Source organism: Duganella guangzhouensis (assembly GCF_009674535.1).
Classification (GTDB): domain Bacteria; phylum Pseudomonadota; class Gammaproteobacteria; order Burkholderiales; family Burkholderiaceae_D; genus Rugamonas; species Rugamonas guangzhouensis.
The window spans coordinates 17105-32783 of record NZ_WKJK01000017.1 but is presented as its reverse complement, the minus strand read 5'-3'; the positions used below and the strand labels follow the sequence as shown (position 1 = coordinate 32783).

General features: G+C 63.0%; 15 protein-coding genes and 2 riboswitches. Of the genes, 5 read left to right on the top strand and 10 right to left on the bottom strand.

The annotated features are described in order from the left end of the window. Window positions 1–5: 5 nt before the first annotated feature. From GJ699_RS26080 to GJ699_RS26045, 8 genes are all read right to left on the bottom strand, one after another. On the bottom strand, window positions 6–776 hold the full coding sequence (locus GJ699_RS26080) for an urea amidolyase associated protein UAAP1 (RefSeq protein WP_154381903.1): 771 nt from the start codon (window positions 774–776) through the stop codon (window positions 6–8). Then, window positions 773–1621 carry an ABC transporter ATP-binding protein gene (locus GJ699_RS26075; protein ID WP_154381901.1) on the bottom strand — a complete coding sequence of 283 codons (849 nt, stop codon included), beginning with the start codon at window positions 1619–1621 and terminating at the stop codon, window positions 773–775. Before GJ699_RS26075 ends, GJ699_RS26080 begins: the two co-directional genes overlap by 4 nt. 3 nt (window positions 1622–1624) lie before the next feature. Beyond that, the gene (locus GJ699_RS26070; RefSeq protein ID WP_195763653.1) at window positions 1625–2458 is read right to left on the bottom strand and encodes an ABC transporter permease; all 834 of its coding nucleotides are present in this window, start codon (window positions 2456–2458) and stop codon (window positions 1625–1627) included. Window positions 2459–2463: 5 nt separating this feature from the next. Further along, a complete protein-coding gene (locus GJ699_RS26065) occupies window positions 2464–3465 on the bottom strand; it encodes an ABC transporter substrate-binding protein (RefSeq protein ID WP_154381897.1) in 1002 nt (333 codons plus the stop codon). A 56-nt stretch (window positions 3466–3521) separates the two neighbouring features. Beyond that, a riboswitch (guanidine-I (ykkC/yxkD leader) is annotated at window positions 3522–3631 on the bottom strand. Between the two features lie 322 nt (window positions 3632–3953). After that, a complete protein-coding gene (locus GJ699_RS26060) occupies window positions 3954–5372 on the bottom strand; it encodes an MFS transporter (protein WP_229262299.1) in 1419 nt (472 codons plus the stop codon). A gap of 2 nt (window positions 5373–5374) precedes the next feature. After that, entirely contained in the window at window positions 5375–6493 is a 1119-nt protein-coding gene (locus GJ699_RS26055; protein ID WP_154381895.1) for an NADH:flavin oxidoreductase/NADH oxidase, read from the bottom strand. A 28-nt stretch (window positions 6494–6521) separates the two neighbouring features. Further along, complete coding sequence (locus tag GJ699_RS26050) at window positions 6522–7514, bottom strand: zinc-binding dehydrogenase (RefSeq protein WP_154381893.1); 993 nt, start codon at window positions 7512–7514, stop codon at window positions 6522–6524. Continuing rightward, complete coding sequence (locus GJ699_RS26045) at window positions 7507–8007, bottom strand: lactoylglutathione lyase family protein (protein ID WP_154381891.1); 501 nt, start codon at window positions 8005–8007, stop codon at window positions 7507–7509. The genes GJ699_RS26050 and GJ699_RS26045 overlap by 8 nt, the downstream gene beginning before the upstream one ends. 99 nt (window positions 8008–8106) lie before the next feature. Here GJ699_RS26045 and GJ699_RS26040 point away from each other — a divergent pair, with 99 nt between their 5' ends. Together GJ699_RS26040 and GJ699_RS26035 are read left to right on the top strand one after the other, a co-directional pair. Beyond that, on the top strand, window positions 8107–8982 hold the full coding sequence (locus GJ699_RS26040) for a LysR family transcriptional regulator (protein ID WP_154381889.1): 876 nt from the start codon (window positions 8107–8109) through the stop codon (window positions 8980–8982). After that, entirely contained in the window at window positions 8979–9920 is a 942-nt protein-coding gene (locus GJ699_RS26035; protein WP_154381887.1) for a LysR family transcriptional regulator, read from the top strand. Before GJ699_RS26040 ends, GJ699_RS26035 begins: the two co-directional genes overlap by 4 nt. On the opposite strand, the gene GJ699_RS26030 is transcribed toward GJ699_RS26035, so the two are convergent. Continuing rightward, on the bottom strand, window positions 9865–10374 hold the full coding sequence (locus tag GJ699_RS26030; protein WP_154381885.1) for an SRPBCC family protein: 510 nt from the start codon (window positions 10372–10374) through the stop codon (window positions 9865–9867). The genes GJ699_RS26035 and GJ699_RS26030 overlap by 56 nt on opposite strands. A 217-nt stretch (window positions 10375–10591) precedes the next feature. Between GJ699_RS26030 and GJ699_RS26025 the strand changes: the two genes are divergently transcribed. Next, the gene (locus tag GJ699_RS26025) at window positions 10592–11764 is read left to right on the top strand and encodes an ABC transporter substrate-binding protein (RefSeq protein ID WP_154381883.1); all 1173 of its coding nucleotides are present in this window, start codon (window positions 10592–10594) and stop codon (window positions 11762–11764) included. A gap of 35 nt (window positions 11765–11799) precedes the next feature. On the opposite strand, the gene mqo is transcribed toward GJ699_RS26025, so the two are convergent. Then, on the bottom strand, window positions 11800–13518 hold the full coding sequence (mqo, locus tag GJ699_RS26020; protein WP_154381881.1) for a malate dehydrogenase (quinone): 1719 nt from the start codon (window positions 13516–13518) through the stop codon (window positions 11800–11802). A gap of 189 nt (window positions 13519–13707) precedes the next feature. On the opposite strand from mqo, the gene GJ699_RS26015 reads away from it, so the two are divergent. Beyond that, window positions 13708–14889 (top strand): methyltransferase domain-containing protein, encoded by a 1182-nt coding sequence (locus tag GJ699_RS26015; protein ID WP_154381879.1) that lies wholly within the window; start codon window positions 13708–13710, stop codon window positions 14887–14889. A gap of 55 nt (window positions 14890–14944) precedes the next feature. Then, a riboswitch (yybP-ykoY riboswitch) is annotated at window positions 14945–15081 on the top strand. Window positions 15082–15109: 28 nt separating this feature from the next. Beyond that, window positions 15110–15676 (top strand): manganese efflux pump MntP, encoded by a 567-nt coding sequence (locus GJ699_RS26010; protein ID WP_154381877.1) that lies wholly within the window; start codon window positions 15110–15112, stop codon window positions 15674–15676. Window positions 15677–15679 lie beyond the last annotated feature (3 nt).

Genomic DNA, 15679 nt, shown 5'->3' with positions numbered 1-15679 from the left:
TCTCCTTAGCGATAGATGATTTCAGTGTTCTGGAAGCCGCGGCCGTTTTCAGCGCAGGACAGGCGGCAAATGTCGTCGGCGCCGGCGGTGCCGGAATCCCAGGCCACCAGCGCGACTTTGCCCGGCGCGTAATCGGCGCGTGGATCGAGCGGATGCGGCGCGGTTGAGATCAGCACCAGCACGTCCATCTCGCAACGCAGCTCCACCAAAGCGCCAGCACGCGAATGACCCGGCACGAAACGCAGCGCACCGTCGCTGTTCACCATCACCTTGGAAAACAGGTTCACGCCCGGCACAAAATCGCGCAGGCCCAGTCCCCACTTGCCCATTTCGACCAGCAGACTGTCCTTGCCGTTGCGGTGCATGGCGTTGCGGTGTTCCTGATAACGATGGCTGCCATAACGCTGCTGCACCATGGCGGCGTCCGATACGCCGCACAACGGGTCGTGCCAGCCAACCGTATCGCGGCTGACCGAGGCCAGGATGCGGCCCATGTCGGAATACAGCACATGGCCTGCGCTCAGATGCGCGGTGTGCTGGGCTTTCAGCGTATCCGGAATATTCAGGCGCTCGTGACGCTCGTCGGCGCGGTACAGCAGCACCGACGCGTTGGCGCCGCCATCGACATCGATGAAGCGCAGCGTGGTGCCGCGCCGCGCGCGGTACGACCAGTGCGCGCCACCGGGAAAGCGTTCGGTCCACAGCACGCGGGCGGGATCCAGGTCTGGCGCCAGCAAGGCGGCTTGGGCGGCGGTTTCGTTATCGAATGCGATCATGATGCATTCCTTTCTGCGGATGCGGTACGGGTCAGTTTTTCAAGTTGTTCAAGGTCGGTGCGCACGCCGGAGGTTTCGCGGATGCGCTGCAGGATCTGGCGCTTCAGTTGCAGGAATTCCGGCGCCAGCTTCAGATCCTGATCGCGCTCGGCACCAAACGGCACCTCCAGCACGGAATCGATGCGGCCGGGATGCGGCGCCATCACCACCACGCGCTGGCCGAGATAGATCGCCTCTTCCACGTCGTGGGTGACAAACACCACCGTCGTTTTCTCCAGCTGATACACATGGCGTATCAGGTCGTGCATCACTTCGCGGGTTTGCGCATCCAGCGCGCCAAACGGTTCATCCATCAACAGCACGTCGGGGCGCGACATCAGCGCGCGGGCGATCGCCACGCGCTGCTGCATGCCGCCGGATAGTTCGGCCGGATAGGCATCGGCCACATGGCGCAGTCCCATCAGATCGATCAGCGCATCGGCGCGGCCGCTGGCGATTTCGATCTCGCTGCTGGTCTGCGCGCGCTGGTGAGCCAGGCGGCGACAGAAGCGGATATTGGCGCTGACCGTCAGCCACGGATACAGGCTATAGCTCTGAAACACCATGGCGCGATCCGGTCCGGGACCATCAACGTCCTTGTCGTTGCAGCGGATGGTACCGTCCTCGTATTCCTCCAGGCCGGCGATGGTGCGCAGCAGCGTCGACTTGCCGCAGCCGGAGGCGCCGACCAGCGTCACGAACTCGCCGGGGGCGATATCCAGGTCCACATGCTGAAGCGCCAGGGTGCGCGCTCCCCTGCGGCCGTAATATTTATACAGGCCGCATACAGAAATCTTGGGTGTCATGACTTATCCTCTCAGGTGATACCAGGGGAAGCAGCGCCGGTGCAGCCAGCGGAATGCCTGATCGGTCAACAGCCCGATCAGGCCGATCAGCAGAATGCCGGTGAAGATGCGGTCAGTCTGCAGGAAGCGCTGCGCCTTCAGAATCGAGAAGCCCAGGCCGGAATTCGCCGCCACCAGCTCCGCCACCACCAGATAGGTCCACGCCAGGCACATGGTGGAACGCAGCGTAGTCAGCATGGCCGGTCGCGCCGCCGGTATCAGCACATGGCGGATGATTTCCTCGTTGGTGGCGCCCATGGTGCGCGCCGCCTCCACCGGCGCGGCCGGCACACGGATCACATCCTCGGCGATCATCAGCACCATCTGGAAGAACACGCCAACCCAGATCACGGTGATCTTCGCGCTTTCCTCAATGCCGACCCACAGCATGATCAGCGGGATGAAGGCCACCGCCGGCAGATAACGCGAGAACTCCGTCAGCGGTTCCAGCAACGCGCGCACCGGTGCGCAGGTGGCGATCACCACGCCGAGCGGCAGCGCGATCGCCGCCGACAGCAGGAAACCACCCAGCACGCGGCTGATGCTGACCAGGATGTCGGTGGTCAGATCGCCCTCGCGGTACCAGTCCAGTACCTGCGCGGCCACCTGCCATGGCGGCGGTAGGAACACCGGATCGGCCCAGCCTTCGAGGGAGATCAGCAGCCAGAGCGCGAACGGCACGCCGAAGCCAACGCAGGCCAGCAGCAGCCGCGCGCGTCCATCCAGCTCGCCGTGCACCGCCCATGGCGAGCGCCGGTTGCGCACCCGCTTGGGCAGAGCGGAAAGGTCGTTCTGCATCGGCTTCATTTTTTCAGCGCGTCTTGCAGCAGCGAGCTATCCAGGCCGGCGCTGTAATCCACCGTACCGGCGATCAGCTTGTTCTCGCTGAGGAAGCGGTAGATCACTGGTGCGGATGCCAGCAGCGACTCCGGCGAGGACGGCGCGAAGGCGGTGGTATTTTCAGCGGCGCCGAAGAAGCGGGTACCCGGCAGGAACACCTTGTATTCGGCCGGCTTCAGGCCCACCACTTTCGACATGACTTTGACCGCATCATCGGGATGGCTGCGGATATAGGCTTCGGCCTCGAACCACGCGCGTATCATGCCAACCAGTTCCTGGCGCTTGTTCTTGTCGCGCAGCGATTTGCCGTTGGCGACCAGCAGGTCCGGAATCAGGCCCGGCATGTCGCGCGAGGTGAATAGCGCGCGGCCCTTGCCGCTGGTTTCGATCTTGCTCACCCACGGATTCCACACCACGGCGGCATCGACGCGGCCCGCCATGAAGGCTGCCGCCGCATCGCCAGCCGACAGGTTGACCACGTTGACATCCTTGATCGACATGCCGTTCTTTGCCAGCGCGGTGGCCAGCACGAAGTGCGAGATGCTGTACTGCTCCAGCGCGATGCGCTTGCCCTTGAGTTCAGCGAAGGAATGGATTTTCGGCGACACCATCAGCGCGTCGTTGCCGGCCGAATTGTCGTTGACCAGAACCGCTTTCAGATCGACCTTCTTGGCCAGCGGCGCCATGGTGTCCGACCAGGTTTGCGAGTTGGCGTCCAGGCGGCCGGCCGACAGCGCCGCCACCGAATCGGTGTAATTACCGAACCAGACCAGCTTGACGTCGGCGCCGTTCTTTTTGAAGTAGCCCTGCTGTTCCGCCACATACCAGGCCACCCAGCCCGGCCAGTCGGACAGGCCGACCTTGATTTCGGCGCGGGCCGGCGCGGTCGCGCCCAGAGCAAAACTGCAGGCTGCCAGCGTGAGCAGCGAACGACGAAGAATGCGGTGCAATTGGAAGATGCGCATGTAGGAGCTCCGTTAGGTTGGACAAAACGGGAGGCGAGCGATCACTGGCGTAATCGTTCTCCCGGGCTTTTATCCCTCCGTGTAGCTCCCGCCGCGTAGCGGCTAGAACCGGCGGCTCTCGGACCAGCGCTGTGTGTACACAGCCGGAACCCTAGCCACCATCTCAAGATGTGCGCAACTGACGTCGGCCCACCTCTCGTTGCTTATCAGTGCAGCAAAACCTGTGCCAGCTTTTTCGGGGCTGCGCGCGCCTGATTGGCACCTCCATGGTGCAACCGAGCACCACATGTGTGCAGCTGACGCTCAAACCGGATGCATGGCGCGGGCATCGGAATTGCTCTTCAACGCTAGAGTCGTTCAACCGGGAGAACCCATGCATACTGTTCCGCGCCACCTGGCCCGCATCACCGTCGCCATTCTTAAACTGATCGCGATGCAGCCCATGCACCGCCATCCCTGGCTCTACCGCCAGAATCAACGCCGTTGAATTAGCGGCCGCGCTTGCCTCGGTCGATGAAGTGGTTGCCGGCGTCGCGCGGCAGGCGGGCGATGCCGACCAGGCTGGCCACGACCGCCAGCGCCAGCACCAGGAACGCGATCCGGTAATCGTTCGCGGCCGGGCCGTCCAGCACGGTGTGCGCCACCCGAACCGACATCGCCGCCAGCGTGATGCCGGCCGCCATGCCGAGCTGGCTGATGGTGTTGGACAAGCCATTGGCGTGCGCCATATCCTGTTTGGGAATGTCGGCAAAGCCGATGGTGCCGAGCGCGGTGAACTGCATCGAGCGCGTCATGCCGGCAAACAGCAGCACCAGCACCGTCAACCACAGCGGCGTGTCGACGTTGAGCGCGGCACAAGCCACCAGACTGGCCGCGCACAACGCGCCATTGCCCAGCAAGACGCGGCGATAACCGAACACCCGCAGAATCTGGGTGGTGATGGTTTTCATCAGCAGGTTGCCGGCGAATAGCGCCAGCACCAGCAGGCCGGAGGTGGTGGCGTCGTGGCCAAAGCCGACCTGGAACATCAGCACCAGCAAAAACGGCGCGGCGCCGATCGCCATCCGCGCCATCGTGCCACCGAACACGGTGATGCGGAAGGTGGGCACGCTCAAGGATGTCAGCGCCAGCATCGGCTCGCTGGCGCGGCCGAAATGGCGGAAAGCGGCGGTCAGCAGCACCAACCCGCCGCCGCACAGCAGCAGATTGACGGCATCGACTTGTCCCGCCAGCCGCTCCAGCCCGCTGAGCAGGGTGAAGGTGCCGGCGCCGCACAGCAGGAAGCCGGGCCAGTCGAAGCGGGTGCGCTGGTCGCCGCGCACGTCCGGCACCAGACGCCAGGCGGCAAACAGCGCCAGCACGCCCAGCGGCACATTCATCAGGAAGATCCAGTGCCAGCCGATGTGCTGGGCGATGAAGCCGCCCAGCGGCGGCCCCAGCACCGGTGCCACCAGCGCCGGCCATACCAGCGCCGACATCGCCGCCATCAGCCGTTCCTGCGGCATCTTGCGCAGGATGACCAGGCGCCCCACCGGCACCATCAGCGCGCCGCTGAAGCCCTGCACGATGCGCACCGCCACAAACGACGGCAGCGTGTGCACCATGGCGCACAGCGCCGAGCTGACAGTGAACAGCGCGATCGCGCCCATGAACACCCGGCGCGTGCCGTAGCGGTCCGCGATCCAGCCGCTGGCCGGGATGAAGATACCGACCGCCAGCAAATAGGCGCTGATGCCGATGTTGAGTTCCAGCGGCGTCACCCCGAACGCGCGCGCCATGGCCGGCAGCGCCGGGCCGATGATGGCGCCGTCGAGGATTTCCATAAACATCGCCCCGGTCACCAGCCAGGTCACCCAGCGCAGGCGGGTCGCATCGAAGTCGCGCGTGGCGTTGCTCATCGCGGGCATGCTCAGGACTGCGCCACGGTGGCGTCCGGGCCTTTATAGCGGCCCAGCCAGTGCGCATACGGCGGCGGCAGCACGCGTGCCGGTTTGGCCTCGCCCAGCGCCAGCGCGGCGTCATACGGGAAATGCGGATTGGCCAGATGGGCGCGGCCGATCATCACCAGATCCAGCTGGCCGTCCGCCAGCGTGCGTTCGGCCAGCGCCGGTTCGGCTATGCCCCACGCGGTCGAGACCGGAATATCGGCCTCCTTGCGCACCCGGCCGGCAATCGGCGCCAGCAAGGCCGGCGCCCACGGCACCGACGCCTCCGGCGTCGAGAAGCCCATGCTGACGCCCAGCATATCGAGGCCGCCGGCGCGCATCTGCCGGGTCAGGCCGATGGCTTCAGCCAAGGTTTCCTCGTCGCGGCCGTCAAACTCGATGACGCCGAAGCGGGCCGTCAGCGGCAAGCGTTCCGGCCATACCGCGCGTACCGCCGCCAGCGTCTCCAGCAGGAAGCGGCCACGATTGACAACGTCGCCGCCATATTGGTCGGTGCGCTGGTTGGCGTGCACCGAGAAGAAGCTTTGCGCCAGATAGCCGTGGGCGAAGTGCAGTTCCAGCCATTCGAAGCCGGCGTCACGCGCGCGCACGGCGGCGGCGACGAAATCGCGCTGAATGCGGGCGATGTCGTCCAGCGTCAGCGCGCGTGGCATGCGTGACAGGCCACCGCCAAACGCCAGCGCCGACGGCGACAGGGTTTCCCAGCCGCGCGCATCACTGGCTGGAATATGGTCGTCGCCCTCCCACGGCTTGTTGGCGCTGGCCTTGCGGCCGGCATGGCCGATCTGGATGCCGGGCACCGCGCCCGCATGCCTGATGACGGCGGCCACCTGCGCCATGCCCTCGGCCTGGGCATCGTTCCACAAGCCGGTGCAGCCCGGCGTGATGCGGCCTTCGGGCGAAACGCCGGTGGCCTCGACGATCACCAGCCCGGCGCCACCGCGCGCGATGCTGGCGTAATGCGCCAGATGCCATTCGTTGACCATGCCGTCAACCGCGCTGTATTGGCACATCGGCGGCACCGCGATGCGGTTGCGCAGGGTGACATCTTTTAACTGGTAAGGACTGAACAGCAAGGACATTGAAACTCCATCGGTAAAAATTACGGGACTACCAGCTCAGCTGAATCAGCGGCTTGCCCGAGAAACTGCGGTGCTTAAGCGCTTCCAGCGTCTGCGGCAGCACACTGAAATCGTGCAGCTGATGCGGCTCCGGCTGCATCTGGCCGGCCGCGATCGATTGCAGCATCTGCTCGCCGGCGGCGGTCAGCTCTTGCCAGGCGCGGTCGGCGCCGTGCACATGCAGCGCGCCCAGCGCCACCTCGTGCAATGACAAGGTGCGCCCGAACGGAGTGCACGGCCACTGCGCAATCCGGCCCTGGATGCAGACCAGGTGGCCATTGGCCAGCAACAGCGGCGCCAGCCGCTCGGCCTGATCGGCCCCGACGCAATCGACCACGGCGTCAAAGCTGGCCACCATCGGCACTTCCGGTTCAGCGGAAGCCGCCGCCGGACCGCTGCTGCAATCGGTGGCGCCCAGCATCCACAACCGAGGCCAGTGGCGCTGATGCGATATTGTACTGACCTGCCAGCCATCGCGCACGGCAAGCTGTACCAGATAGTTGCCGACCGCGCCGCCGGCGCCGTTGATCAGCAGGCGTCCGCCTTCGATGTGCGGCAACTTGGCCACCGCTTGCCATGCGGTGAGGGCCGGGCAAGGGAAGGAGGCGGCGGTGGCAAAGTCCAGCGCGTCCGGCAGTTGCATCAGGGCGCGCGCGTCAAGCGCGGTGAATTCGGCAAAGCTGCCGTGACGGCGCAGATTCTGATGATAGGCAACGCGACGGCCCAGCCAATGCGCCGGCACGCCCTGCCCCAGCGCCACCACCACGCCGGCGCCATCGACGCCGGGCACGTGGCCGGGCTGCCAGGCATCGCCCATTTCGCCCAGCACTTTCCAGTCGACCGGATTCAAGCCGATCACATGGTTGCGCACCAGAACCTGGCCGGCGCCCGGCTGCGGCAGCGGCAGTTGCTCCAGGCGCAAATCACCGGTCTCGCCGCCCTTTTGCCAGGTCCAGGCGCGGTAACTGGTCTGCTCAAGCATAGGCGCCCGCCGAATAGGTCAGCTCGTAGCTGTGGCTGTAGATTTCGAGAATGTTGCCAAACGGGTCTTCCATATACACCATCCGGTACGGCTTTTCGCCAGGGAAGTATTCGCGTACCGGCATGCGCTGCTTGCCGCCTGCGGCGACAATTTTGGCGGCCAGGCCTTCAACGTCCGGGTCCTGCACGCAGAAGTGGAACACGCCGGTTTTCCAGTACTGGAAATTGTCGGCCGGACGTTCCGCATTGCGGAATTCGAAAATCTCCACGCCGACGCGGTCGCCGGTCGACAAATGGGCGATGCGGAACGAACCCCAGCCGGCGCCGAACACGTCGGTGCACATGACGCCGATGGCGCTGTCGTCCTCGGTGATGGTGGTTGGCGGCATGATCAGATACCAGCCCAGTACCTCGGTATAAAATTTAACCGCCCCATCGAGGTCGGTCACCGACAGGCCGATGTGGGAAAAATTGCGTGGGTAAGGTGACATCATTTTCCTTTCTGGGAGCGTAATCCAGCTATTCTATGGACCGCCAGCGATAAATAAAATAAGCTACACTTTATTGCTTTGATAAATTCTGCTTATACCACCATGCTCAATCCCCACTGGCTGCGCACCTTTGCCATCCTGGCCGAGGAAGGCAGTTTCACCCGCACCGGCGCCCGTCTCGACCTGACGCAGGCGGCGGTGAGCCAGCATTTGCGCCAACTGGAAGACGAGCTGGGACCGCTGCTGATCCGCCGCCCGCGCAAGATCGAACTGACGCCGGCCGGCGCCGCCCTGCTCGACTACTGCCGCGACGCCGATCACGCCGAGCGCCGCCTGCGTCAACGCCTGCGCCAGGATGAGGACGGCGGCGGCGAAATCTCGCTGATCACGCCCGGCAGCATCGGCCTGTGCCTGTATCCCTGGCTGCTGGAGCTGCAAAGCGCCAACCCGGAACTGGTGGTGCGGCACCGCTTTGCGCCCGACGCCGAAGTGCTGACGGCGGTGCTGGACAATCGCTACGAACTGGGCCTGGTAACCCTGCGCCCCGACGACAGCCGGTTGACGGCGCAGCGCTTCGCGGAAGAGCCGCTGGAACTGGTGCTGCCGGCCGAGCGCGATCTGCACGACTGGGACGACCTGGTCGCGCTCGGCTTCATCGACCATCCTGACGGCCAAGCGATGGCGACCCGGCTGCTGAGCCGCAGCTTCCCGGACGCGCCCGGCATGCGCCATATGCCGTGTAGCGGCTTCAGCAACCAGATCGGCCTGATCCTGGAACCGGTGGCGCGCGGCCTCGGCTTCACGGTGATTCCACGTTTTGCGCGCCAGGCCTTTGCGCGCCAGGAAGCACTGCGCGTGATCCAGTGCGACACTGGCATCGTCGACACGCTGTGGTTGATTCACCGCGCCGAATGGCCGCTGTCGGCGCGCGCGCAACGCGCCATCGACTACCTGTCGCAACGCATGGGGAAGCAATGAAAAACATCAAGGCACTCGACTTCAATCTGCTGAAAGCGCTGGAGGCATTGCTGGACGAATGCAACGTCACCCGCGCCGCCACCCGCCTGGGCGTGACCCAGCCAGCGATGAGCGGCATGCTGACCCGATTGCGCGAGAATTTTGACGATCCACTGTTTGTGCGCGCCCAGCGCGGCATCGTGCCGACCCAGCGCGCGCTGGAACTGGCGGCGCCGCTGAAGCAAATCATCAGCCAGATCGGCGCGCTGCACCAGCCTTCGGCCTTCGATCCGGCCAACGCCAGGCTGAGCTTCACTATCGCCGCCACCGATTACGCTTTGCGCGCCATCGCCGTGCCCTTCCTGTCCGCGCTCAAGCGGCAGGCGCCGCACATCCAGATCGCGCTGGTGCCGATAGAGGACAAGCAGGTGCAAGCGCAGCTGGAGCGCGGCGACATCGATCTGGCGCTGGTGACGCCGGACAGCACGCCGCCCGATCTGCACGCCCGCAATCTGTTTGAGGAACACTATGTGTGCGTGCTGCGCGAAGGCCATCCTGCGCTGCAGGGACGCAAGCGCCTGACCGTCAATCAGCTGTGTGAACTGGATCACGCGCTGGTGTCCTATAGCGGCGGCAGCTTTCGCGGCGTGACCGACGAGGCGCTGGCCAAACTGGGCAAGTGGCGAGAAGTGACCTTGTCGGTCAAGAGCTTCCTGATCCTGCCCGACATCCTGCGTGCCAGCGACATGGTGGCGATCCTGCCGAGCCGGCTGGTGGCAGGCATGCCGGGGCTGGCGGTATTCAAGCCGCCGATCGACGTGGCGGGCTTCACCAAAGTCGCGGCCTGGCACGAGCGCACCCACCGCAACCCGGCGCATCGCTGGTTGCGCGAACTGCTATTCGCTAATTGCGCCGCGCCGCCGACACCAGACCGTCCAGCCAATCCTGGTGGCCGTTGATCATCGGATTCGGCTTGGTGGCGGCCAGCGCGGCGGCTGGCTTGCCCTTTTGCGTTTCCTGGGTCAGGATGCGCACGCGGCCGCCGTCCAGATCCTCCACCAGCCAGGCGTGGTGCACGTCCAGACGATCATCGGCGCCCTCTTCGCCGGCCCAGCCATGCCAGGCCACGCGGCCAGGCTGACCGGCCACCGGCGGCACATACTCATTGCATTGCGCTTCGACCGGGAAGCCGAAGGTTTCGAAGTAGAAGCGGTCGCCTTCGGCCAGTTCCGGCCCCTTGCCGTCATAGAAACGGACATTGGCCGAGTTGGCGTAATAGGCCGGCCAGCGAGATGGCACGCTCAGCAACGGCCAGATGTCGGCGGCGCTCAGGCCAGCCACGATGACTTCATTTGAGACGTAGTTTTCGGTGTAGCCCGGGACATAGCCCTCTGGCCAGATGATTGCGTTCATGTCTTACTCCTGATATTGATTAGCATGAACGCTATGGTGTAGCCGACGCAGAAATAAATCCAATCCTATAATTTTATCCTTGCCATCAGCCAATCTGATATCAACCGTCATTTAATAGTGGCCGATCATCGCACAACATGTTGTTAATCGAACCCGGTTTGGATACCATGGTCCGCGTAAGTGCTGTCCCATAAAACACCAACGACAGGAGACCGACATGATCATGAAACGCCTCGCCAGATTCACTATTTACGCCACGCTGGCCATTGCCGCATCCGCCGGCTGGGCCCAGGACACCATCAAGGTCGGCGTGATCGCCCCCTTTTCCGGCCCCTTCGCCGATTACGGTAAACAAATGGAAGGTGGCATCAAAGCCTATATGGCGCAGCACGGCGACAGCGTGGCTGGCAAGAAGATTCAGATCATCATTAAGGACAGTACCGGCCCGGCGCCGGAAATCGCCAAGCGGCTGGCGCAGGAACTGGTGGTGCGCGACAAGGTCGATTTCCTGGCCGGTTTTGGCCTGACGCCGGAAGCGCTGGCGGTCGCGCCGATCGCCGAACAAGCCAAAAAGCCGATGATCATCATGAACGCGGCGACCTCGGTGATCACCACCAAGTCCAACTACATCGCGCGCTTTTCCATGACGCTGCCGCAAATCTCGGCGCCCATGGCGACCTGGGCGGTCAAAAACAAGATCAAGAAAGTGGTCACGCTGGTGGCCGACTACGGTCCGGGCATCGACGCCGAAGCCGCCTTCAAGAATGAGCTGACCAAGGGCGGCGGCACCGTCGCCGAGGCGATCCGGGTGCCGTTGCGCAATCCCGATTTCGCCCCCTACATCCAGCGCATCAAGGATGCCAAACCGGACGCGGTGTTCATCTTCGTGCCGGCGGGCGAGCAAAGCATCGCGTTCATGAAAGGTTATCGTGAACGCGGCTTGGCCGAAGCCGGCATCAAGATCATCGCCACCGGCGACCTCACCGACGACCACGTGCTGCCGGCGATGGGCGACGCCACTCTCGGCGTGATCACCACCTTCCACTATTCGGCGGCCCACAAGTCGCCCGAGAATGCGGCCTTCCTGAAGAGTTTTGCCGCCACCAATCCGAACGGCGGCCGGCCCAACTTCATGGCGGTCGGCGCCTATGACGGCATGGCGGCCATCTACGAGGTGGCACGCAAGCTGAACGGCAAGATCGATGGCGACAAGGCGATGGAGATTCTGAAGACCATCAAACTCAACAGCCCACGCGGACCGATCGCAATCGATCCGGCCACGCGCGACATTGTGCAAACGGTGTACGTGCGCAAGGTAGAAAAAGTCGGCAACGAAGTCTACAACGTCGAGTTCGACGAATTCACCAACCAGAAAGATAGCGGCAAATAATCGCCGCGCGGCCGTGGATACGGCCGCCCCAGTCGTTACAGCGCGATATCCGGCACTTTCTTCACCAGCCCCGGCTTGTCTGCGGGCTGGACGCCGGCGCTGTAACCTTCCAGTGCAGGCGAGGCAATCGCCAGCTGCAGGGTTTCGGCGGTGGTGGCCCATTCGGTCGCCAGCAGCTGCGGATTCTCGTTCAGCTTTTGCCCATAGGACGGCACGATCTCGCGAATCTTGTCGTGCCAGGCCGGCGTTTTCATCTGATCCGGGAAGGCTTTTTCCAGCAGCGACAGCATGATCGCCGGCGAGGTGGAGCCGCCCGGCGACGCGCCCAGCAAGGCCGACACCGAACGGTCCGCCGACACCACCACTTCGGTGCCCAGCTTCAGGACACCGCCCTGGCCCGGCACGTTCTTGATGATCTGCACCCGTTGGCCGGCCTGCCACAGACGCCAGTCTTCGTCTTTGGCTTCCGGCATGTAACGGCGCAGTGCCGCCATTTTTTCTTCTTTGGACAGCTCCAGCTGCTGCGCCAGGTATTTGACCAGCGCGAATTCATGCATGCCGACCTGCAGTTGCGGCACGATGTTGGACGGCGTGCTCGCCTTCGCCATATCGAAGTACGAGCCATTCTTGAGGAACTTGCTGGACCAGGTCGCAAACGGGCCGAACAGAATCACGGTTTTGCCATCCAGCACGCGGGTGTCCAGATGCGGCACCGACATCGGCGGCGAGCCGGTATCGGCCAAGCCATATACCTTGGCCAGGTGGCGCGCGGTAATGGCCGGATTCTCGGTCACCAGGAACTCGCCGCCGACCGGGAAGCCGCCATACTGCTTGGCCTCCGGGATGCCCGACAACTGCAGCAGCGGCAACGCCGCGCCGCCGGCACCGATGAAGATGTGGCCCGCGTCCACCGTCTGCACTTTGGATTTGTCCTTGATGTCGAACGCCGACACACGCCACGATCCATCGTCGTTGCGGGTGATCGAGCGCACTTCGTGGCCGGTCGAAATCTTCACACCGGCGTGGTTGCCGAGGTGCTGGTAAAACTGGCGGGTGATCGCGCCCAGATTGACGTCGGTGCCCAGCGGCGAGCGGGTGGCGGTCACCACCTCGTCGGCTTTACGGCCTTCCATCATGATCGGAATCCACTCTTTGATCTTGACCGGATCGGTGGTCATTTCCATGCCGGCGAACAGCGGCGATGCCTTCAGCGCCTCGATGCGCTTCTTAATAAAGGTGCGGTTTTCTTCACCAAACACCAGATTCATGTGCGGCGTCGAATTGATGAATTCGCGCGGATTGCCCAGCACGCCCTTGCGCACCTGATGCGACCAGAACTGGCGCGAGATCTGGAAATTCTCGTTGATCTCCACCGCCTTCGAGATCTGCACCTTGCCCTTGTCGTCCATTGGCGTGTAGTTCAGTTCGCACAATGCCGAGTGGCCGGTGCCGGCGTTGTTCCAGCCGTTGGAGCTCTCTTCCGCCACTTTGTCCAGACGCTCGAACACTTCGAAGGTCCAGCTCGGTTCAAGTTCAGACAGATAAACACCCAGCGTCGCGCTCATGATGCCGCCGCCGATCAGCAGCACATCGACCTTGCGGTCGGCCTTGTCGGCGCGGAATTGGCCGCCAAAGAACGCCGAGTAGCCACCCCACACGGCGGCGGCGCCGACGGTCGCGCCGATAAACCGACGTCGGGAGAAGCGTCCGCGCTTGGCGTCCGCCGCCGTGTTCTGATTATTGGTCTGACTCATGGGGGTTCCTTTTAAGAAATGTCGCGCATCTTAGCGCGCACCGGAAAGTTCAACCATTGTGGTTAACCGAAATTCCACCAAAGTTAAAAATAATGAATAACATTTATCGGCGACCAGTGACAAAGTGTGACTATTCAACATTATCAAAATGGTACTCTTGCTGCGTCACCTCACTCCCATGGGATCAAGATGGATCTTTCAATTCATACCTCCGCGCGCTCTGTACTGCAGAAAATTGCCGATAAATTGAATCCCCTGCCGGTGCGCGCGCGCAAGGAAGAACCAGCACCGCCAGAGCCACAGCCGCCCTTGCAATACGCGCCGGCCGACGTCGCGGACGCGCTGTACCGTGGCATACTCGACCGCGCGCCCGACCAGAACGGCCTCAGCAATCTGGTCGATCAACTGGAGAGTGGCAAATCCATCGACGCCGCCGCAAAAGACCTGCTGTCGTCGAGCGAATTCATGTCGACCGTATTGAAACAACTGATCCCGCCGCACCAGCTACCCGACCTGGTGCAACTCCATCCCGAGCGCTACGAGCGCGAAACCACGTCCGATGGCGTGCCGCTACTTCTGTTCAAGGCTGACAGCGACGCCGATTTCGACTTCATGGAACATGCCATCGCACACCATCGCTATTACGACGGGGTCGGTGTGTGGGGCGTGAAGATCGATCTCGACAAGCGCATCACGGCCGCCCTGGTGCAAGGCATGGGCGCCACCAGCTGCCTGGAACTGGGCTGTTTCACCGGCGCCGTCATCAGCCAGCTTGAAGAAGCCGGCGTGGACGTGGTCGGACTCGACGTCAGTCACGTCGCCTTTGCGCTGGCCTACCAAAATATCAAGCACCGCATGGTGTTCGCCGATCTGCTCACGGCGCGATTTGAACGCCGCTTCGATGTGGTGCTGGCGATGGACATCATTGAGCACCTTAACCCGGTTAAATTCGACCAGTACATCAGTGCGATTGCCGCGCTGGTGTCGAAAGATGGCTACTTTTATCTGAATTCGCCGATGTTCGGCGCCGACGACGTGTTCGGCCAAGTGTTCGGCACGTATGTCAGCCAGTGGCAGGCTGTGGGCGAACAGCAGCTGTACGGCCGTTTTCATTGCGACGAGCTGGGCTGGCCGCTGCACGGCCACCTGGTCTGGGCCAGCCCCGTATGGTGGGAACAGCAATTCGCGGCCCATGGACTGGTGCGCGATCGCACCATCGAACGGGCGATACACGCCAAGCTGGGAGCGTTCTTCTCCGACACTCCTGCGCGCAAATCCCTGTTCGTGCTCAAACACAAAGACAACGCGCGCGATGTGCAAGAGGTGATCAACGGCATTCATGCCGCGCTCGACAAAGTGCTCAGTGATTAGCCGCAGCTGTAGGGTGTCGGACCTGGGTTTGGTGGTTCTAAGGTATAATTTTCATCCCTCTGGGGAGTAGCCTGCTTCACAATAAGAAGCGTTCGCATCAACATACTCGGCGCTAATGCCGTGGTGCGAACAGCCGCAAGGTTTGGCAAGACCATAGGTGTGCGATATGCTCAGTCGGGCCATATCGCATGCCTTTTGTCATGCCCGAACTGGAAGCCACATGAATTTCTTAGCTACCGCCGCCCTCTCCCTCGCCATGTCTACCGATGCCTTTGCTGTTGCTGTCAGCAAGGGCGCAACCGTTCAAAAACCAAATTTGAGGCAAGCGCTGCGCATGGGCCTTATCTTTGGCGTCATCGAAGGGACCACACCGCTGATTGGCTGGGCCATCGGCCAGGCGGCGGCGCGCTATGTCGAGCAGTGGGATCACTGGATCGCGTTCGGCATGCTGTTGATTCTGGGCGCGATGATGATACGCGAGAGTTTTTCCAAGGATGAAGAGGAAACCGCCGCGCCGGACCAGCAATCCTTCGCGCTGCTGGCGGTAACCGGCATTGCCACCAGCATCGACGCAATGGCGGTGGGCGCCAGCCTGGCCTTCATCAACGCGAATATCTATGTGATCGCTGCGGCGATCGGCTTCAGCACCTTCCTCATGGTGACCATCGGTGTGATGGTTGGCCGCGCACTGGGTAGGCTGATCGGCAAACGCGCCGAACTGCTGGGCGGGATTGTGCTGATTCTGATCGGTTGCACCATTCTGTACGAGCACATTGGCGCCGCCTGATCT